We start from the raw sequence: 20,461 nt of genomic DNA on the forward strand, positions 1-20,461 counted from the left end.
ACGGCAAGGTAGAGCCATCCTTCTCGGGTCCACACATAGCTGATGTCGCCAGCCCATTTCTGATTTGGCTGATCGGCATGGAAGTCCCGGTTCAGCAGGTTCGGCGCAATGTTGAAAGCGTGGTTGCTGTCGGTCGTCACCTTGTATTTCTTTGATCTCTCGACCCGTATGCCGTTGTCACGCATCAGCCTACCAACGCGACGGTGACCGATGTTCAGACCAAGTTCCTTCAACTCTTCGGTCATTCGTGGACGGCCATAGCTGCCCAGGCTGAGACGAGACTGTTCCTTGATATGAGCCCGAACAATCATGTCTGTCCGCTGCCTTTGACTGGCCGGACGGCTGCGATAGGCACGTAAGCCTCGTTCGCTGACATCCAGAACCTGGCAAAGACGGTTGGTCGGGAAATCGCGGCCACGCTCTTCGATGAACCTAAACCTCATGGCTTTTGGCTCGCGAAGAAGGCCGTGGCCTTTTTTAAGATATCCCTCTCCTCCTTGAGAACGCAGTTCTCCCGTCGAAGCCGCTCGTTCTCACGGGCAAGGTCCAACTCCTTGTCCGACACTACATCAGTGTCACGATGTGCCGTCACCCATTTGTTCAGAGTCGAAAGACCAACACCCAAATCTGAAGCAACTTGCCTGCGCGTCAGCGCGATCCGCACTGCATCAGCACGGAATTCGTCTGTCCGTTTCATTCCCATAGTTCGTCTCCTTTGCTGCAATAAATGCTATCAAAGGAGCGGCATCAAACCGCGACAGGTCCAAGCCGACCATATCGGCGACCAGAATTGCTGCAAGCCGTCGCTCCAAATTCACCTCCCTTCCTCTGCATAACGACCGGTGTGGTATTAGACCATCCATAACTGAATGGTCACATCCATTGATCAGAGGCTCTGTGCTTGTGGTAACAGTTCTATTGGCGCCCGCTTTCGCAGTCGCAGCGTAGGTCCGCAAAGCGGGCTGCGCCCGCAGCATCGCGGGTGGGCGACGAATGTCTCTTACGGGCCGCGCTTATCAATTTCCACGTATTGGAGTAGTCTTTTCCGATAGCGTCTCCGGGTTTGAAATCGAAGATGGAAAAAGTACTGCGCTTTGGCGGGTTTTTCTTCAGGGCAGACGAGCCTGCTACTTTAACAGCAAGGTATCGTGACAATTTGGGCATTGATCTCGTACCAAACGACTATGAAACACAGTGTTGGACGCAGGAAGCAGGCGAGACCGTTTTCGCCCCGTTTGAAAAAGTGACAGAGTATTTCGGGAACCAAGAAAAGGTATTTATGCTGAATTTTCGTGTTCGTGACATTGAGAAAATGATCGCACAACTCGAATCTAAGAGTTTTGAAGTCCGTCGCGATCCATATTCGCCTTATCCAATTGGCAAGTTCGCGTGGCTCAATGATCCAGAAGGAAACCCATTTGAGCTTTGGGAACCCGCCTAGCATTCGATTAGCGTCTTGGTGTTCCAAGTGGCTATCTTGCGACTTTGCATATTGGACCGGTTGTCGGATTTGCATGTCCTCGCGCGTCCTTGCACCATGTGAATAAAGCATGGAGGCGAAAATGATATACGCAATCACGATTTATGGGGAGCCGGGCGTGTTCGAAGCGCTGCCCAAAGATCGCCAGGAGGAGGTGATGTCGGGACACGGCGCGCTGCAATCGGCATTAACGGACCGCGGCGAGTTTGTGTCGATGAAACTGATGCCGCCAACCTCTGCTGTTATGGTCGAGCCAGCTACGGCCGAAGGCGCGGCTCCCCTGATCACCGACGGTCCGTTTGCAGAGACAAAAGAGAATTTCCTTGGGTTCTATGCCGCTGATTTCAAAAACCTTGATGAAGCGTTGGAATACGCAAAGATGATCTCATCCCCTGTCGCACGGCTAGAGGTGCGCCCAGTTGCCTGGGCGGGTGGCGTGATCTCGTCGGAATAGGTCATGTCGGACTGGCTTGAGGCTACAATTACTCTGCACCGACCGCGCGCGCTTGCGGCCCTGACCCGATTGTTCCGGGATATCGACACGGCGGAAGAGGCATTTGCCGAAGCTTGCCTGAAGGCGCTGACGGTCTGGCCCAAAGACGGAGCACCTCGCGACCCGTTAGCTTGGCTGCTGACGACCGCTCGCAACTCGGGCCTTGATCATGTGCGCAAATCACAGCGTCGTGCGGCAATTCTGGCGCGTCACAGTGAGGAATTTCAGTTGATGCCCGCCGAAACACCGGACCCTGACGAAATGCGTGATGATGTATTGCGACTGCTGTTCATTTGCTGCCATCCGGAACTCGACCGGCGGGACCAGATTGCCATTGCCTTGCGCGTGGTTTTGGGGCTGAGCGTAGACGAAATCGCGAGCGGATTTCTGATCAGGCCAAAAACTATGGAACAGCGGATCACCCGTGCAAAAAAGAAGATTGCGAGCAATCCGGTTGCCTTCGAAACACCCAGCCCAGCTGAGCGGGGTGCACGCTTGGGTGAAGTTTCCTTGATGGTCTACCTGATGTTCAACGAAGGATGGTCAACCTCAGCGGGTCAAAATCAAATCAAGCTTACCTTGTGTGAAGAGGCTATCCGTTTGGCCCGTCTGCTTGCGGCACTGTTTCCGGCGATGGGGGAACAGGCTGCCTTGCTGGCATTGTTGCTGTTCCAGCACGCTAGGCGTCATGCGCGAATTGATACGGACGGAAAGCTTGTCGCGTTGGACGATCAGGATCGCAGCCTTTGGGATCGCTCGGGCATCGCCGAGGCGACGGGTCTTTTGCAGAAGGCTCAGCGGACTGGTCATCATGGTGTTTACATCGTACAGGCTGCAATCGCCGCAGCACATGCCCATGCAGATTCGGTAGATGACACGGACTGGGCGTCAATTGAAAGTCACTACGCTGCTCTCTACGCATTACTGCCAACACCTGTCATCCGTCTCAATCAGATAGCGGCTCAGGCCAAGCTGCACGGCCCGTATTATGCGTTAAAGGCGATGGAGACTCTGGCGCAGGATTTGTCCACCTATCGCTGGTTCCACGCAATGCGCGGAGGGCTTTTGCAGGAAACCGGCGATCACAACGCGGCGATTGCCGCCTTTGAAACGGTAATGAATCTTGGCCCAACCGCCCCCGAACGTGTTGCAATCACGGAAAAAATAGAGATTAGCCAAAATAAATTACACGGCGTGTAGGGATCGCTGGATATCGCGCGTCCTTGGATCAGACCCGTATGTGGCGGGCGTAACCAAGGGAGAAGCACATGAGTATTCTTGAGATGACCACTGTCGGAAACTCCGGCTGGATCGGACATTCAGGCCCCGATCAGGGCAAAGCCAAAGCCTTTTATCAAGAGGTGCTGGGCTGGACGATCAATGACATGCCCATGCAGGATGGGTCGAGCTATTCTGCTGCTGTCGTCGGCGAAACTGCCATTGGTGGCTTTTCCCCAATGCCAGAGGATAACGGTACCTGGACGATCTTCTTTACCGTGGCTGACGTGGACGCAAGTGTCGCCAAGGCTGAGGCCAAAGGTGCCACGATTGTTCAGCCTGCTATGAATATGCCGGGGGTCGGCCGCATGGCCACTCTGACTGACCCTCAAGGAGCACGGTTTGCGCTAATCACATATGAGAGCATGGCGTCCTAAGCGCGATCGAAAGAGGAGGCATAACATGGAACAGTTTCCGCAGATCGCGCTGGTCGTCACTGCTATTTTTGTCTTGATGAGTATTCCGATGGCGATCGCCGTTGGTGTGCGTCGCACCAAGACTGGGATTTCTTTGCTTCACGGTGAGGATGAAAACTTGCTGCGGCTGATGCGGGCGCATGGGAACTTCATCGAATACGTGCCGCTTGCATTGCTTGCCCTGGCGGGGGCAGAAATCGCAGGAACCCCATCCTGGCTGGTCGCCGCCTGTGGTGGTGTGCTGCTGCTTGCCCGCGTCGTCCACTATTTCAGCCTCAGCACTTCGGTGAATGGCAAGGGGCGTGCGGTAGGGGCGGCGCTGACGACCTTGGCCATGTTGGTGCTTGCGCTGGCAATCCTCTGGCAGCTTTGGATTTACAGCTGATGCCAGTGGATGAAACACTCAACGCCCGCATGCGAGACCCTCTGGCCGCGCATGTGGGCATTTCCGAAAAGCGGATGATGGGCGGCCTGTGCTTCTTTTTGAATGGCAACATGCTTTGTGGTGCGCGTAGACATCAGGATGGCGTGGGTCGGTTCATGTTTAGGGTGGGAAAGGTGAACGAGCCCACGGCATTGCAGGACCCCACAGCCCGCGCTGTGATTCACGGAACCCGCAAGCTGGGCGGTTTTGTTCGCGTTGACGCATCAGATTGCGATGACGCAGCCTTGCTACGGTGGCTACAGCTATGTCTCGAACATGCCGCAGCGTTGCCCAAGAAAGACTGAACGGAGGATCTTTTGACCCAATTCGATTGTTTTGCTGCCGAGGCAGTAGGCTTCCTGCAAGAACTGAAGGCCAACAATACCAAGGACTGGTTTGCAGCGAACAAGGCGACGTATGAGACTCACATTAAAGCACCCAGCAAGCTGTTCGCCGAAGATATGGAGTTGGCGCTACGCGACTTGACTGGGCAGGATCATAGCAGCAAAATCTTTCGGATTCATCGCGATGTTCGGTTTTCCAAAGACAAGACACCCTATAACGCGCATCTGCACCTTGCGTTCCTACCGACAGGACAGGCGGTTCAGCCGCCAATGTGGCTCTTTGGCCTTTCCCCAGAAAAGCTGTCACTCGGATGTGGGGTGTTGCAGTACGACAAAGGGGCTTTGGACACTTTCCGCGATGCGATGGCGGGTCCTCTGGGCGCAGAGTTAACCCAGATCACATTAGAGATGCGAAATCGGGGTTTCAGGATCGGTGACCCGGAGTTGAAGCGTATCCCGCCCGGATTTGACAAAGACCACCCCCATGAGGAAGCGTTGCGGCGCAAGGGCTTTGCAGTTTGGATGGATACCGAGACCCCAGCCTTTGTTTTGAAGCCGAATCTGACGGAACTCACAGCCGCCGTGTTCGCCAAACTGATGCCGGTGTTTCAGCTGCTTTCGCGGATCACGTGACCCCACTACTGCGAACACAACAGATGGCGGCTTTTAAGGGCGTACCGCAACCTGGATCCGGTTGGATGAACGGCAGGAACGAGAAATGCGGCGTGACGACAAAGCAGACCAATCAACATCAATCTGGATCAAATTATACAGTTCTGGATTCGATCACGCAGGCAAGATATTGTGGTTTACCCTGAACAAGTTGGTGGGGTCATATGTGCCCTTGATCTTAGAAAGCTTCTCACCGTTGTCACCATATGCTCCTGCCATGTGATCCGCTTCGTCTTCGGGCATAAAGTTGACATACGCACTACCGGTCGCGTGCGGTCGCATCTGGTCATAAAGATCTCGCGCCCAAGCAATGCACTCGGCATCCTTGCTGGGATCCTCCCAACGCGTGTGTACATTCATGATGAAGTGAGCAGATCTCTGGGGATAAGCGGTAGAACCGGCCTCGACGCGCGCCATTGCTCCGCCCACATGGGCAATAAAAACTTCACACGCCGGGTCAGGAAGGCTAGAAATCGCTTCCAAGAGTCCTGAGATTGCATCCGAAGAAAGTGCATCGAAATCATGGCTCTTCCAGTAGTTCCTGGCGCCTGGCGTCAACAAAGGATCAAAGGCGGCCTGCCAGTCTACGAACTTGTGGGGAGATATCACATCGGCGATTGGTTCACCTAGCGCGCGCAATGCCGCCATAGCTTTTTCACCTTCCTCCATCGACCCGCTATAGCAGGCTGCAAAGATCAACACCTCTCGCCCATGCCACTCAACTGGCAGGAACGGTAGAGGAGGCGCTTTTCGCATCACGCTCCAGACGGTCAGCTCATCCGGGGAATTGTCAGCAATCGTAGCAAATTCAGCGAGGAGCTCTGGCGCATTTTCTATCGGATGAACAATGAGGCCAGACAGGACATCGGGTCCTAGCTCATGCAGTTGGAATTCAAATGAGGTTACGACACCAAAGTTTCCACCCCCACCGCGGATAGCCCAGAAAAGTTCCGGGTGGCTTGTAGGGGATGCGGTTACAATGGCTCCGTCCGCAGTCACGACTTCTGCTGAGAGCAGGTTGTCGATCGTCATGCCAAAGTTCCGGGTGGTCCATCCAAAACCGCCGCCAAGGGTTAGGCCCGCAATGCCCGTGGTCGAGTTGATGCCAACGGGAACGGTAAGCCCATGTGCCTGGGTTTCACGATCCACATCTCCTAGCAGTGCACCCGGTTCAACCCGAGCAGTCTTGCTGACAGGGTCTACGTGAACCGACCGCATCTGGGACAAATCGAGCATGACTGTTTCATCTGCGACGGCGTGCCCTGCAATCTGATGCCCACCTGACCGAACTGACATAACGAGGCCGGTGTCTCGTACAAAATTCACGGCCTTCTGCACATCGCTTGCTCCCAGAGCGCGGATCACGAACCCTGGGTAACGTTCGAACATGCTGTTCCACGTTGTTCTCGCGTCTTCGTATTCCGAGGTGCCTTTCTGGTAGACCCCGCCGCGAAGCGATGCACCAAGAGCGTCCAAAGTGTCTTGATTTACAACGGCTGTACTTCCGTCGAGTGTTTTCAGGTCAAACATACCTAAGCCTCCCAATAGTCTGGTCGGGCTTCTTGCAAGGCTGCCTCAGCTAATTGCTATTTCCGTCGCGTTGTCTCGCGAAGTCGTTTCATTGAGGTGGGTAAAAATGGCTGCTGATCAGGCAAATATTGCCGGATCAATCCGATCCACAGGCGTTATGACATCAGCAGGAATATTCAGTCGCTCAGCCGCCTGTCTGAGGCTCTCCTCATCAGGGGCTTCGTACAAGCAGTATGTTTTGCGCTTATCCGCGCTGAGGAACGAAAAAATCCATTCGACGCCGACTTCGTCATTGATTTCTTTGATGTGAATTTTGTCATCTTCACTGACGTTTAGTTGCTCGGCAAAATTTCTTTCAATTATGTATCTAGGCATTAAGTCCCCCAAACAGTTTAAGTACCTTAACTCGCTACTCCTTCGAGCTTTGACCTTAGGGAAACCATACCCAATTTCTGCGAAATTGCCAACGCTTCCCCTTCCAGTTGAAACGCCTGCTCCACATCCTTGGGGCGTCCCCGTCGCCTCAATGCGGATGCATAAGCCGCTTTGCTGTGCGCAATCCAAGGTGGGCATTTCATGCGCGTGTCAATTTCAATAGCCTTCTGGAACATTGTGTCTACGGCATCCCAGTCTTTTAACACCGTACCCAGACCGCCGAGACGTCGCGCTGCCGCACCTGCGCACACCGTCGTTGCCCCTGCAGTGATCGTCAACTCTTCGTACGGAGCCAGTAATTCATAGAGCGTCTTGGCATGTCCCTGATGTTCAATGGCGACGCATATGTCAGCCAGATAAGATAAGGTCGTTGAATACATAGCGTCGAGTGGAAGATCAAAGCCATTGTCGGCCATTTCATTCAGTATACGTTCAGCAGGTTCCTTGTATCCGAGCTCGGACGCGATAAGGCCAAATCCTGGTCTCCACGAGATGTCTTCGGGACTGTCCATCATCAATTTCTTGATCACAGGCGCGACCTCGTGTAGTCGGTTTTGCTCGCGGCGGATGGTGAACATCTGAACCCCGAAGACGCCCTCAACATGTTCCCCATGGGTCTTTCGACCGATCTTTACCGCCTCGGTGGCGTGTTTTTCCGCTTGCTCAAAATCGCCGTCCATAATTGCAACCATGGCGCGTGCGTGTTTCTGAACCCAATAGAGTTGCAGATGATTGTCCTTTTCCGAAATCTCGGTGAGCAAGCCCAGAGATTGGTCCATCAACTCGCGGTCGGCCATCTCGGCACCCAAAAACAAGCTGAGAGTCCGGTTTCGTCCTTGATCGATACTGCCAAGATGCTCGGCCACACCATGCATAGCCTCCAGGTTTTCGCGCCAATGGCGGGTTTCTCTTCCCTTACGCGCAACGAATGGGGCTCCAAAATGCATCATCATTACCGAGAACTGGGATTTATAATCTCCCAGTTTTGCGGCCAGCTCCATGGACTGCTGCCCGAAACGCGCACCTTCGGAAAACTGACCTACGAACATATGGGCGCGCGCAAGTTGGCTCATCAATCTGCACCGACGGACTTCATCATCATCGGGCAAATCTTTCAGTGCATTATCGCAGAGTTCGATCGCCTCGCTGTGCCTTTCGCTGGACATCATGCATGAGTCAGCGAAATGGTTGGCCGCGTCAGCGGCTAGCTCCACGTTGTGCACCGCCCGGGCCGCGTTGGAAGCGTCTTTCAGAACTGCTATACCTTCAGGCAATTGGCCCAGACTGTCATAGCTGCGGCCGACCAAGATCTTGCCTTTGATCAATTCTGTATTGGAGTCTGAGCCAAGTTTTTCGGCGGCTCTTAAAGTTTCCTTGGCGTTCGTCATCGCTTCTTGGCTGGCAGATCGCACCAATGCCATTTCTGTCGCAATCTGCCATTTTTCAAACGCGGCACTCCAGTCCTCAGCCTCTGAAAGGTGGCGCGCGACCAGTTCAGGGCGACGCTCGATCTCAGATGACCTTATCCGCATCAGAGCACGCGCCACGTCTGCGTGCTGCAGTCTCCGGGTTGAACTCAACATGGATTGATAAGCGGTATCGCGAATAAGCGCATGGCGGAAAACGAAGTGCCCGCGATTGTGTCCGCTTTCAAAGATCAAGCCTGTTCGAGAAAGCTCTTCGAGACATTTGTTGATATCGGATTCTTCAAGGCCCTTCGCGGCACATAATATGCTCGGCTCAAACTCCCGGCCAATAACCGATCCAGTAAGGGCGACCTGTTTTGCTTCTGGCGATACTGCATCGAGCCGCGCCATCAACGCGCCTTTCAATGAGGATGGTATGTGGCCTTGCCCCTGCTCGCCGGATTCGACAATGGCTCGGGTCACTTCTTCCACGAATAGTGGAACACCATCTGTTTTTTCAATTATTGTGGTGATCAAAGCTTTGTCCGGTCTCTTGCCTGTAATGTTTTCGACAAGGTTTGAGACATGCGCAGAATCAAATCGGCGCAAAACCAGAGACTGTACGTGTGTGTCCCCATCAACACGGGCGAATTCCCACCCGGGTCTGTGGGTTATCAAGATCATCAGACGAAGATCGGTGCATATCGACTTAAACCGCTCCAACAAGGCCTGTGTGGATGGGTCAATCCAATGAGCATCTTCTACGCAAAGAATAACCGGGCGTACGCTCGACCGCACCTGCACTGTGTGGATCAATGTTTGGATTGTCGTGTCGCGCTGCTCCTGAGGCGACATCTCGAGCACCTTTTGGGCGAGCGCACTACGAGGTGCGACCAATGCTGCAAAGACAGGCAGAACTTGTTCCCAATCCAACCCTGGCCGTCCTTCAAGCATCTTTCTGACATGATCAAGGATCAGATTGTCATCAAAGTCCGGTTCAACACCCGCATCCTGGGATATTCGTTGGGCTACCGGATGAAATGGGCTGCTGCTGAGATAGGGGGAACAATTCAGCCTTATGACATCGGCTTGGTCGTTTTCAGTGATTTCTGCAAGGAATTCCTCTGTAAGCCGTGACTTTCCAATTCCGGCTTCACCGGAGAGTAGAACAACGTCTCCGTGACCGTTCTGAGAACGTTGCCATGATTGCAGTAGGATACCCTTTTCGTAGTCCCGGCCAACCATGACGCTGTCGACATCGTCTCGATGTGAGGCGCGGAACCGGCTTTCCGCACTGCGTTCCGACACCACTTTCTGCAGACTACGTGGTTCAGCAAACCCTTTTAGCTCTGCCTGCCCAAGAGATTTGAACTCGAATATCCGATGCAAAGTTGTCTCGGTTTCCTCAACTGACAAAATGACTGAGTTTGGCTCTGCATGTTCTTGAAGCCGTGCCGCAAGGTTGACGACCGGACCAGTCATGGCCCCTTCCTCATATGTGTTTTCACCAATGGTATCGCCGACCACAACATCACCGCTCGCAACTCCCAGTCTGACGGACAAAGACTCTCCGTCAGGCGTCTTGAGTTTTTTGACACGGCGAACAGACTCAAGGCCGGCTTTTACCGCCCGAATTGCGTGATCTTCATAAGCCCGCGGCCATCCGAAAAACACGAGAAGACCATCACCCAAGTACTTTGCAACGTAGCCACCGTATCGGCTTACGGCTCCTGCAACGGCATCTTGATAGTTCTGTAGCAAGTCCCGCATGTCTTCGGGATCAAAGCGATTGGTGAGTTCAGTCGAGCCGACAAGATCGGCAAACAAAACTGTTACGTGACGCCTTTCTGCAGTAGGCGGTTCAACATACTTCTGTTTGCGCAGATCATCACTTTGTGAATCGTCTAAGGTCAGCGCTTGTTCGTCTTCAGGCGCTTGAACACCAGCTGCTGGTAACGGTGAGGTTGCGGGTCTTTGGCCGTCTTGCTCGTGAATTGCAGCAAGGATGATTTTGCGGTGACCAAGGCTAACTCCAAGCTCTTTTAAGTCGTCGCCAGATAGTAATGGCAGAACGCGCGCATCAATATCGTTTTCCGCAAATACATCCGCGTACTGACTCAGATCGAGATCGTTTAACCACTTGTCTATTCCAGCCGACATCTTTGGATCATGCTGAGATACGCGATACTAATCAAGAATAGGCTTTCAAAATGAACTGATTATTCAATGAATGGCATCCGCTGTCATCTGTCTTCGGGTCACTCTACAATTCCGACTTTTGCCTTCGCATTCTAGATTTACGCGACTGGTTGATTAGCGGCACGCGCTCTATATTTTGCCTTTGAAGGCGACTTTGCCGGCAGTGCGGTTACTCACCACAATTCGACGAACGACCGCACCGAGCCCATCTCGGGGATCTGTTGCAAACTTTTAGCCATTGACGCTCGCGCCACCAACAGGTGAATGACCTTCAGAATTATCAAGTCGAAAGTCTATTCATAATCTCCTTTAAAGGCGCACAATATCCGAAGGATGTGATCCTCTTTGCTGTGTTCTTCTATGTTAGACACGGCGTGTCTTACCGAGATCTTGAAGAGATCATGCGCGAACGAGGCGTATCGGTTGATCACACCACACTGAACCGTTGGGTCACACAGTATCCCGCTGCAATCGCAGAAGCAGCGCGTCGACGAAAAAGGCCGTGCGACCGTTCCTGAAGAATGGACGAGACCTACATCAAAGTGAAAAGCACGTGGGTCTATCTCTACCGAGCCGTCGACAAACACGGCAAGACACTAGATTTCATTTTATCCCGGCGTCGCAACAAATAAGCTGCCACCAAGTTCTTCGCCCGAATGCTGGAAGCCAATGGCCTGCCTCGAAAGATCGTCATCGACAAAAGCGGCGCCAACACTGCAGGCATTAAGACCATCAACAAGATGCTTAAGAGCTTTGGCTCTCCGATCCCCATTGAGATGGTCAGACGGAAATACTTGAACAATATCGTTGAGCAGGACCACCGTTTCATCAAGAGGCGAACGCGCCCGATGCCGGGGTTCAAAGCCTTCGCATCCGCGTCCGTGACGCTGGACGGAATCGAAGTCGCAAACATGATCCGCAAGGGTCAGTTCACGCCCGGAATCTGTCCGTTTCGTCAATTCGCAGCACTGGCCGCTTAGCTCCCCTGCAATCGCTTAAACAGTTCATCGTTCCCAAAAGATTGCAACAGAACCCTGCGCAACCTTGCGAGCGCGCCCCTTGGCTTGGACGCAGACGACGAATTCCGCATTTCCATAGTAGGGGCGCAGGAGAAAACGGCGCTGCTGCGCTACGATGGCGCGTGGATCCGCCCGTCTGGGCTAACCCCTACAATCCATATCCTCAAAACCCAGCTTGGTGTTCTGCCCGCGGGGATCAATTTATCCGACAGCGTCGAGAACGAGTATTTCTGCATGAGCTTTTGTCGCGTCATGGGAACGGAGGTGGCGGAGATCGCGATTGCCCACTTCGAGGACGTGCGGAGCCTTGTTGTGACACGGTTTGATCGGCGTTGGGCCAAGGATGGTCGATTGATCCGCCTCCCGCAGGAAGACTTTTGCCAAGCTCTCACATTCCCGCCTAGCCAGAAATACCAACTAGACAGTGGGCCGAGGATCAAAGAAGGCGTCGGGTTGCTAGCGGGTAGTGATGACCCCGAGGCAGGTCAACGCGCGTTCTTCCGCACACAGGTGCTGTTTTGGATCTTAGGAGCGACAGACAGGCACGCCAAGAATTTCAGCGTTGCTTTGCGTCCAGGCGGAGTCCGCATGACCCCGCTCTATGATGTGCTAGGCGCCCAGAAAGCCGTAGATGACGGTCAATTTCGCCAAAATCGGATGCGTCTTGCGATGGCGGTCGACGTCGGACGGCTGCTTTTCATGCGGTATGATCAGCAGATCATGCTGCCACTTTTAACATAGTTTAACTTACCCACCGGAATTGCGAGATCGCTAGTAGATGCTCGGCCATAGGCGCAATTTAGTTAATCTGAGGCTGCGCCAGAAGAATAGTAGAAAGCAATCGCTTGCGTCCTGTTTTTAACCGAGAGCTTTTCATAGATGTTGCTCAGGTGAAATTTGACGGTATTTGTCGAGATTTGCAGGTACTTCGAAAGTTCGCGGTTGGATAGGCCCTTGGCCAGCGCTTCAAGGATGACGCGCTCTTTGCGGGAAAGGCTGTGAATTGGGTCCTGCTGCATCTTCCGTACATCGATGAATGGAAACACCATTTTACCAGCCGCCACGTCCGCGCAAGTTTCCAGCAATACTTCAACCTCACCCGACCGGGATGCGAACCCTGCCGCGCCTGCCTGCATGGCGAGGCGCGGAACATCTCCGACCTCATCGCCATAGATGACAAATCGGGGTACGTTTTCCTGTTCCCGCAGAACTTCGATCAATTTGGCCGCACCGAGAACCGGCAAATTCCATGCAATTACGCAAACCTTGACTGGTACCCTCATGACCGCGCCCAGAAACCCTTCGGCGGTGGCTGATGTGGCAACTAAAGAGAATCGCGGATCACGTTCAAAAATCTCCGACATGGCCGACAACACCAGCGGATTGTTGTCGGCCAACATAACGTCAATCGGTTGTTGTGGAAGCTCTGACATTGATTTTACATCCAAAATTCAAATTTACTACCCATTCGTATAGGATCAAAATTAGTATACTCTAGTATTCTTGCCAAAACGGGTAGGTTTTTCCCCACTCTATTAGAAGTCCTAAAGCAGTAGTAAGTTACGTTGCGTGCCGATGCAAGCAAGGGTTTCCTGATCCACAACACGGTATTTGGGTGTGGCTGAACACCCCGACGATCAAGGAGGATCGAATGAATTCCCAGATTTATCCCACGCTCGAAATCCCACAGACCTTGGCTGCCGGCCCGGGACCGGGAAATACCGACGCCCGCGTTCTGCAGGCATTCGCAAGCGCAGGGGTAGCTGACCATATGCAGGGTGATGTTTTGCGCGGCATGGTCGAATGCAAACTCATGCTACGCGAGATCTGGGGCACCTCGAACACCTATACCTTCGCGGTCGCGGGCACCGGTTGGAGCGCGCTGGATACCATGTTTTCGGCCGTCATGCCGGGCGACAAGGTTGTTGCATTCAACAACGGTACCTTTTCCGGCATCGATACACTGACCCTACGCATCAAGGCAGCAACGCCGGAAGAGCATGCAATCAACCCTCTGGACCCACAGGCTGCAAGTGTTACTGTCATCGACGTGCCGCATGGTCAGTCGGTGACCGGCGAAATGGTCGAGGCTGCTTTGGCCAAGCACAAACCCAAATGGGCGTTCATGGCGCATTGGGAAACGGGTTCAGGTCGTATCAATGATCTGCGTGGGTTCTCCGATGCTTGTGAACGCCATGGCGCTATGGGTCTGATCGATGCAGTTTCGTCTTTGGGTGTCGAGGATTTTCAAATTGATGACAACCCGGGCATCGCAGGCTGGGCATCTTGCCCGCAAAAGGGCCTGTGCTGTCTGCCGCTGACCTACGCACCGGTCAGCTTTACGGACACTTATATCGACAGCCTGAAATCTTCGGGTGCTTATAGCTATGTCCACAATCCCATTTTCGAGGCCCGTCATTGGGGAATCGTCGATGGGCAGGACGTCGAGAAAGGCACCTATCACCGGACCCATTCCGGGTACGCTGTGGCCGCCTTCCATGAATCCCTTCGTCTGACGCTGACTGAAGGATTGGCTAAGCGGTCAGCCTCGTACCGCACACATGAAAAGGTGCTGCGTGACGCCGTTACCGCAATGGGATGCGAGGTGACCTCGGACATGCCCAGTCTTCTGGTCCTTAATCTGCCACCGGAACTGGCGGGGCGCGAGATGGAGCTTGTGCAGAATTGCCGTGCGCGTGGGTTCGGCATCTGGCCGACGCTCAGCGCACCGGTACAGGTCCGGATCGGCATCCTCAATCAACTCAATCGCCAGGCGATTAGTCAGATCATCCGTTTGTTCGCAGACGCGATGCGAGAACTTGGTGGCAACGTCGATTTCGAGGAGATCGAGGCGCTGCTCGAAAGCCGATACGGCACGTCGATTGCGGCCTGATCACACTGCATGAACGGGAGGAATGCAGATGGATATTCATGAGTACCAAGCGAAAGAAGTTCTTTCGAATTTCGGTGTTGCCATACCATCCGGCGCGCTGGCCTACAGCCCCGAGCAGGCGGCCTACCGCGCGCGTGAGCTGGGTGGGGACAAGTGGATTGTCAAAGCCCAGGTGCATGCAGGCGGCCGAGGAAAAGCCGGCGGTGTCAAGCTGTGCGACAGCGAAAACGAGATCCACGCAGCCTGCGACGAGATGTTCGGGCGCAAGCTGGTGACCCACCAGACCGGGCCGGAAGGAAAAGGCATCTACCGCGTTTATATCGAATCCGCCGTGCCGATCGATCGCGAGATCTATCTGGGCTTTGTTCTGGACCGCTCCAGCCAGCGCGTGATGATCGTCGCCTCTTCGGAAGGTGGAATGGAGATCGAAGAGATCTCGGCTGAACGCCCTGACAGCATTGTCCGTTCAATCGTGGAACCCGCCGTCGGGCTGCAGGAGTTTCAGGCACGCGAGATCGCCTTCAATCTCGGGCTGGAACCCCGTCTGGTTCAGCAGATGGTCCGGACGTTGCAGGGCTGTTACGCCGCGTTCAGCGAACTTGACGCGACCATGGTCGAAATCAACCCGCTAGTCATCACAGGGGATGACCGTGTACTGGCGTTGGACGCCAAGATGAGCTTTGACGACAACGCCCTGTTTCGTCATCCGCAGATCGCCGAACTGCGCGACAAAAGCCAGGAAGACCCGCGCGAAAGCCGCGCGGCGGATCGGGGGCTTTCATACGTGGGTCTCGAAGGCAATATTGGCTGTATCGTGAATGGTGCTGGTCTGGCCATGGCCACGATGGACACAATCAAACTGGCGGGTGGCGAGCCCGCAAATTTCCTGGACATCGGAGGCGGGGCGTCGCCGGAGCGTGTAGCCAAGGCCTTTCGCCTGGTTCTGTCCGACAACAATGTCCAGGCGGTTTTGGTCAATATCTTTGCCGGTATCAATCGCTGCGACTGGGTTGCCGAAGGTGTCGTGCAGGCACTTCGCGAATTGGAAATCGACATCCCCGTTATTGTGCGGCTAGCCGGGACAAATGTCGAAGAAGGCCAGAAGATCCTCGCCAAGTCCGGCCTGCCGATCATCCGCGCCACAACGCTAATGGAAGCCGCCGAACGGGCCGTGGGCGCATGGCAGAACGATCTGACCCAAAACACCAAGATGAGGGCCGTGTAATGAGCATTCTCCTCGACCGCGACACGCGCGTTATCGTGCAAGGTATCACTGGACGCATGGCGCGCTTTCATACCAAGGATATGCTGGAATATGGCACAAATGTCGTAGGCGGTGTCGTTCCCGGAAAGGGAGGGGAAACCGTCGAGGGCGTTCCGGTATTCGACACCGTCAAACAGGCCGTCGAGGCGACCGGCGCAGATGCCAGCCTTGTGTTTGTCCCGCCGCCTTTTGCTGCGGATTCCATCATGGAGGCCGCCGACGCGGGTATCCGCTATTGCGTTTGCATCACCGACGGCATTCCGGCTCAGGACATGATCCGCGTCAAACGCTACATGTATCGCTATCCCAAGGACAAGCGCATGGTGCTGACTGGTCCAAACTGTGCCGGAACGATCAGCCCCGGCAAGGCTCTGTTGGGGATCATGCCCGGGCATATCTACCTGCCGGGCAATGTCGGCATCATTGGCCGCTCGGGGACACTTGGCTATGAGGCTGCGGCGCAGTTGAAGGAGCGTGGTATCGGAGTTTCGACCAGCGTCGGCATCGGCGGTGATCCCATCAACGGTTCCTCATTCCGTGACATTCTCGAACGCTTTGAATGGGATGAAGACACCGAGGTTATTGCCATGATCGGCGAAATCGGCGGGCCGCAGGAGGCTGAAGCGGCTGAATACATCCGCGATCACATCTCGAAACCCGTCATCGCCTATGTTGCTGGTCTGACCGCGCCAAAAGGGCGGACTATGGGCCATGCCGGTGCGATTATCTCGGCTTTCGGTGAAAGTGCATCGGAAAAGGTCGAGATTCTGTCCGCCGCCGGTGTGACCGTTGCCGAAAACCCTGCCGTCATCGGTGAAACGATCGCCCGTGTCATGGGAAAGGCTGCGTGATGGTCAAGCCTTCGGTTCTTGTCACCCGTCGATGGCCTGCTGCGGTCGAAGCGCAGTTGACCGAGAACTACAACGCTGTGCTTAACACCCGAGACAAACCAATGTCACCGGCCGAATTCCGCGATGCGCTGAAAAGCTATGACGCAGTTTTGCCCACGGTTACGGACACGCTCAGCGCCGAGGCGATGGACGTACCCGCTGCGCAGACCAAAATCCTCGCCAATTACGGCGTCGGTTACAGCCATATCTGCGAACCATCGGCGCGCAATCTTGGGATGACCGTGACCAATACACCGGATGTCCTGTCAGAATGTACCGCCGATCTGGCCATGACATTGCTGTTGATGGTTGCCCGTCGCGCCGGTGAAGGCGAGCGCGAATTGCGCGCTGGAGACTGGTCCGGTTGGCGTCCGACCCACCTTGTCGGCACGAAGGTCAGCGGCAAGACGCTTGGCATTATCGGCTTTGGACGGATCGGTCAGGAAATGGCGCGGCGCGCACATCACGGCTTTGGCATGAAAATTCTGGTCCAGAACCGTGGTGCAGTGTCGGCCGAGGTGCTGAAACAGTTCAATGCAGCACAGGTCGAAACGGTCGATAACTTGCTGCCACAATGCGATTTCGTCTCGCTGCATTGCCCCGGAGGATCGACGAACCGGCACCTGATCAACGGGCGCAGGCTCGACCTGATGAAGCCTGACGCATTCCTTATAAACACCGCACGCGGCGAAGTTGTGGACGAGCACGCTCTGGTACAGTCGCTGATGTTCGACACGATCGGCGGCGCGGCGCTGGATGTCTTTGACGGCGAACCTCGGATCAGCCCGGACCTGCTGCAGTGCGACAATCTGGTGATGTTGCCCCATCTGGGCAGCGCCACGCGCGAATCCCGCGAAGCCATGGGGTTCCGTGTACTCGACAATCTCAGCGACTTTTTTGCGGGCCGCACTCCACGGGATCAGGTGATCTGATGCAAGCACTGGCGCGGAATATTCAGCCCACCCCAGAACCTTCGAACTATGCCGAAGGGTTGCGTTCGGAATTGCGGGTGTTGTGGCGGAACATTTTGCTGAAACGGGCGCCTCATGTAGCGACATGGGCCGAGTCTTCGCCGCTGCAGCCTATTCCCGCCGGGCCCGAGGCGACTCCGTATTTGCAGGCCCTGTCGATTTGGTTCCAACTGTTGCGCATCATCGACGAAAACGCCGAAGTCAGAGATCGTCGCCTGGCCGAGACCAATAGCGGCCCCGAAGCGGTCGAAGGCGGGTTTTCCGAGGTGTTGTCCGACCTGTCCCTGACAAACAGCCAAATGGAAAAACTGACCGCTGATCTTTGTGCTGGCCCCACCCTGACCGCGCATCCAACCGAGGCCAAACGGGTCACTGTACTGGAAATCCACCGGCGGATTTATCGCAACCTTGTCAGTCTTGAAACGCAACGCTGGACCCCAACCGAGCGCGCCGAATTGCTGAAAGGACTGGAAGGTGAGATCGATCTACTGTGGCTGACCGGTGAACTTCGCCTGACGCGCCCAAGCCTGCGCGATGAAATCGAGTGGGGTTTGCAATTCTTCCGGGATGCAATCTTTGACGCCGTCCCGCAGGTCATGGATCGGTTCGATCAGGCCTGCTTACATATGCTGGGAAAGACCCTGAACGAAACACCCGATATCCGCTTTCACAGCTGGATCGGCGGCGATCGGGATGGCAATCCGAATGTCACGACCGAGATGACCGCAGTGGCTTTGCAACGCGGGCGTGAAACGGTTCTGGACCTCTACCGTCAGGCCCTTGAACAGGCTGCAAGCAGGCTGAGTATCAGTGCCCTCATATTGCCGCTGCCCGATCTCAATAGGGCGCGTATACAAGAAATAATCAACCGGTTTCCAGAAGCTGGCCGCAATCGTAACGAACCGTTTCGGCAAGCTCTTAATGCCATTCGCCATCGGCTGACAGATGGCGGCTATGATCACATCTCACAATTTGTGAGTGATCTTGATGCGCTTGATAACGCATTGTGCGCGGTCAACGCCGATATTCTGGCACGACGGCATGTCCGCCCTTTGCGCCGAGCCGCAACGGTTTTTGGGTTCCGAACCACAACATTGGACATCCGCCAGAATTCGACCGTCACAACCGATGTTCTGGCCGAAATCTGGTCACAATCCGGCCAGGCTCCGGACTATGGCACGGCCGAATGGTCTACCCGTTTGCGAACCGAATTGTCGGATCAGAACCTGCCTTATCAAAACCGCGACGCGCTGAGCGATCAGGCACAGGAATTGCTCGCCCTACTGGCGTTGGTCCACAGCGTGCGATCAGGGCCGGATCCCAAGGCAATCGGTCCATTCATCCTGTCCATGACCCGTTCTGCCGATGATATTCTCGGCGTCTACCTACTGGCCCGCTACGCCGGGTTTGGATCCGAAACTCTGGATATATCAGTGGTCCCACTGTTTGAGACGATTGCGGACCTGCGCAATGCTCCGGCGATCCTGCTGGACGTTCTGGGGGTACCACTCGCCCGCCGCAGTCTCAAAACCGACGGCAACACAATCGAGGTCATGCTTGGATATTCGGACAGCAGCAAGGACGGTGGCTATTTCTGCTCAACATGGGAGTTGGAGCGCGCCCAACGCCGGATTGTGTCGGCACTGGCTTCGCAAGGCTTCAAGGCCACATTTTTCCATGGTCGCGGTGGCTCGGTCAGCCGGGGCGGCGCACCTACCGGACGCGCCATAGCTGCGCAACCCAGTGGAACGATTGCCGGACGGTTGCGCGTGACCGAACAGGGTGAGGTTGTTTCAACCAAGTATGCCAACCGCGGGACGGCTGTGGCGCATCTGGAATTGCTGCTTTCAAGCACGCTGCGCCATACAGCCAACCCAGGTGAAACCCCTGCCCGGCCCGAGTTCGACGATGCGCTGGATGCCTTGTCTGAACTGTCGCAGACAGCCTATGTCTCACTTCTTCAGAGGCCGGGTTTTCTGGATTATTTCCAGCAGGCAAGCCCGGTCGAAGAGCTTGCCCGCCTTAAGATCGGGTCACGCCCGGCCCGTCGGTTCGGCGCGGCCAGACTGGATGATCTGCGGGCCATTCCGTGGGTTTTCGCGTGGTCGCAGAACCGCCACCTGATCACCGGTTGGTACGGGTTTGGGGCCGCTATGGCTAGCTTCCGTAAATTCCGGGGCCAGCGCGGTGATGAAGTGTTGCAGGACATGTTTAAGCACTCCCGTCTGTTCCGTCTCGCCGTCGATGAGATGGAGAAATCGCTTTATCAGGCAGATATGAGCATCGCTGCGCAATACGGCGAGTTGGTGTGTGACGAGGAAATCCGCCAGAACATATCGCAGGCAATCGAAGCGGAATACGAAAGGTCCTGCAGAGCAATACAGTTTCTGACCGGCGATCAGACCATCGGTCACCGTTTTCCCCGCCTGTGCGAGCGGTTCGATCGAAAACGGGCGGAATTGGACCGCATTCACGCACTACAAGTCGAACTGCTGCGACAAGCCCGAAGCGAGCTGCAGGCGGGATCGGTACCTGTGCCTTTGCTGCAATCCATGAACGCCATTTCCGCTGGCCTTGGCTGGACTGGCTAACCCTTTTCAGGAGGTTTCAACGTGAACGCCCCGCAACGCACCGAAGGTTTCTTCACCCAATCCCTTGCCGATCGTGACCCCGAGCTATTTGGCTCGATCACATCCGAATTGGGCCGCCAGCGCGATGAAATCGAGCTGATCGCATCGGAAAACATC

Annotated in this window: 17 protein-coding genes and 3 pseudogenes; 15 read left to right on the forward strand and 5 right to left on the reverse strand. The window is 55.0% G+C overall.

Translation table 11 applies throughout. The features are described from left to right. Positions 1–703, reverse strand: a pseudogene (locus ACRZ91_RS21290) (IS3 family transposase); the annotation flags it as partial. A gap of 372 nt (positions 704–1,075) precedes the next feature. Between ACRZ91_RS21290 and ACRZ91_RS21295 the strand changes: the two are divergent. The 7 genes from ACRZ91_RS21295 to ACRZ91_RS21325 all read left to right on the forward strand — a co-directional run bounded on the left by ACRZ91_RS21295 (position 1,076) and on the right by ACRZ91_RS21325 (position 5,068). Next, entirely contained in the window at positions 1,076–1,441 is a 366-nt protein-coding gene (locus ACRZ91_RS21295) for a VOC family protein (RefSeq protein WP_480908439.1), read from the forward strand. A gap of 121 nt (positions 1,442–1,562) precedes the next feature. After that, on the forward strand, positions 1,563–1,934 hold the full coding sequence (locus tag ACRZ91_RS21300) for a YciI family protein (RefSeq protein WP_480908441.1): 372 nt from the start codon (positions 1,563–1,565) through the stop codon (positions 1,932–1,934). A 3-nt stretch (positions 1,935–1,937) separates the two neighbouring features. Continuing rightward, on the forward strand, positions 1,938–3,173 hold the full coding sequence (locus ACRZ91_RS21305; protein WP_480908443.1) for an RNA polymerase sigma factor: 1,236 nt from the start codon (positions 1,938–1,940) through the stop codon (positions 3,171–3,173). Positions 3,174–3,241: 68 nt separating this feature from the next. Then, on the forward strand, positions 3,242–3,628 hold the full coding sequence (locus tag ACRZ91_RS21310) for a VOC family protein (protein WP_260027233.1): 387 nt from the start codon (positions 3,242–3,244) through the stop codon (positions 3,626–3,628). A gap of 25 nt (positions 3,629–3,653) precedes the next feature. Continuing rightward, positions 3,654–4,052 carry an MAPEG family protein gene (locus ACRZ91_RS21315; protein WP_260027234.1) on the forward strand — a complete coding sequence of 133 codons (399 nt, stop codon included), beginning with the start codon at positions 3,654–3,656 and terminating at the stop codon, positions 4,050–4,052. Next, entirely contained in the window at positions 4,052–4,396 is a 345-nt protein-coding gene (locus ACRZ91_RS21320) for a TfoX/Sxy family protein (RefSeq protein WP_260027236.1), read from the forward strand. The genes ACRZ91_RS21315 and ACRZ91_RS21320 overlap by 1 nt, the downstream gene beginning before the upstream one ends. Positions 4,397–4,408: 12 nt before the next feature. Continuing rightward, on the forward strand, positions 4,409–5,068 hold the full coding sequence (locus ACRZ91_RS21325; RefSeq protein WP_480908446.1) for a DUF2461 domain-containing protein: 660 nt from the start codon (positions 4,409–4,411) through the stop codon (positions 5,066–5,068). Between the two features lie 153 nt (positions 5,069–5,221). On the opposite strand, the gene ACRZ91_RS21330 is transcribed toward ACRZ91_RS21325, so the two are convergent. The 3 genes from ACRZ91_RS21330 to ACRZ91_RS21340 all read right to left on the reverse strand — a co-directional run bounded on the left by ACRZ91_RS21330 (position 5,222) and on the right by ACRZ91_RS21340 (position 10,638). After that, positions 5,222–6,637, reverse strand: a complete 1,416-nt coding sequence (locus ACRZ91_RS21330; RefSeq protein ID WP_260027240.1) for an FAD-binding oxidoreductase — start codon at positions 6,635–6,637, stop codon at positions 5,222–5,224. 117 nt (positions 6,638–6,754) lie between these two features. Continuing rightward, a complete protein-coding gene (locus ACRZ91_RS21335; protein WP_260027243.1) occupies positions 6,755–7,012 on the reverse strand; it encodes a DUF4242 domain-containing protein in 258 nt (85 codons plus the stop codon). A 26-nt stretch (positions 7,013–7,038) separates the two neighbouring features. Further along, positions 7,039–10,638: an adenylate/guanylate cyclase domain-containing protein gene (locus tag ACRZ91_RS21340; protein ID WP_480908448.1), complete on the reverse strand. Its 3,600-nt coding sequence runs from the start codon at positions 10,636–10,638 to the stop codon at positions 7,039–7,041. Positions 10,639–10,976: 338 nt separating this feature from the next. Here ACRZ91_RS21340 and ACRZ91_RS21345 point away from each other — a divergent pair. Both ACRZ91_RS21345 and ACRZ91_RS21350 read left to right on the forward strand, forming a co-directional pair. Continuing rightward, positions 10,977–11,657, forward strand: a pseudogene (locus tag ACRZ91_RS21345) (IS6 family transposase). Positions 11,658–11,741: 84 nt separating this feature from the next. Beyond that, positions 11,742–12,437 carry a HipA domain-containing protein gene (locus ACRZ91_RS21350; RefSeq protein WP_480908450.1) on the forward strand — a complete coding sequence of 232 codons (696 nt, stop codon included), beginning with the start codon at positions 11,742–11,744 and terminating at the stop codon, positions 12,435–12,437. A 62-nt stretch (positions 12,438–12,499) separates the two neighbouring features. On the opposite strand, the gene ACRZ91_RS21355 is transcribed toward ACRZ91_RS21350, so the two are convergent. Beyond that, positions 12,500–13,129: a LuxR C-terminal-related transcriptional regulator gene (locus ACRZ91_RS21355; protein WP_480908452.1), complete on the reverse strand. Its 630-nt coding sequence runs from the start codon at positions 13,127–13,129 to the stop codon at positions 12,500–12,502. A 218-nt stretch (positions 13,130–13,347) separates the two neighbouring features. On the opposite strand from ACRZ91_RS21355, the gene ACRZ91_RS21360 reads away from it, so the two are divergent. From ACRZ91_RS21360 to glyA, 6 genes and pseudogenes are all read left to right on the forward strand, one after another. Beyond that, the gene (locus ACRZ91_RS21360; RefSeq protein WP_480908454.1) at positions 13,348–14,589 is read left to right on the forward strand and encodes a pyridoxal-phosphate-dependent aminotransferase family protein; all 1,242 of its coding nucleotides are present in this window, start codon (positions 13,348–13,350) and stop codon (positions 14,587–14,589) included. A gap of 28 nt (positions 14,590–14,617) precedes the next feature. Next, positions 14,618–15,814, forward strand: a complete 1,197-nt coding sequence (locus tag ACRZ91_RS21365) for a malate--CoA ligase subunit beta (protein ID WP_480908456.1) — start codon at positions 14,618–14,620, stop codon at positions 15,812–15,814. Next, positions 15,814–16,704: a succinate--CoA ligase subunit alpha gene (sucD, locus tag ACRZ91_RS21370; RefSeq protein ID WP_170543669.1), complete on the forward strand. Its 891-nt coding sequence runs from the start codon at positions 15,814–15,816 to the stop codon at positions 16,702–16,704. Before ACRZ91_RS21365 ends, sucD begins: the two co-directional genes overlap by 1 nt. After that, complete coding sequence (locus ACRZ91_RS21375; RefSeq protein WP_480908459.1) at positions 16,704–17,675, forward strand: 2-hydroxyacid dehydrogenase; 972 nt, start codon at positions 16,704–16,706, stop codon at positions 17,673–17,675. The genes sucD and ACRZ91_RS21375 overlap by 1 nt, the downstream gene beginning before the upstream one ends. After that, positions 17,675–20,305, forward strand: coding sequence for a phosphoenolpyruvate carboxylase (locus ACRZ91_RS21380; protein ID WP_480908461.1), 2,631 nt, complete (start codon positions 17,675–17,677; stop codon positions 20,303–20,305). Before ACRZ91_RS21375 ends, ACRZ91_RS21380 begins: the two co-directional genes overlap by 1 nt. 21 nt (positions 20,306–20,326) lie before the next feature. Continuing rightward, positions 20,327–20,461, forward strand: a pseudogene (gene glyA, locus ACRZ91_RS21385) (serine hydroxymethyltransferase); the annotation flags it as partial.

It is taken from the genome of Ruegeria sp. O11, assembly GCF_056535285.1.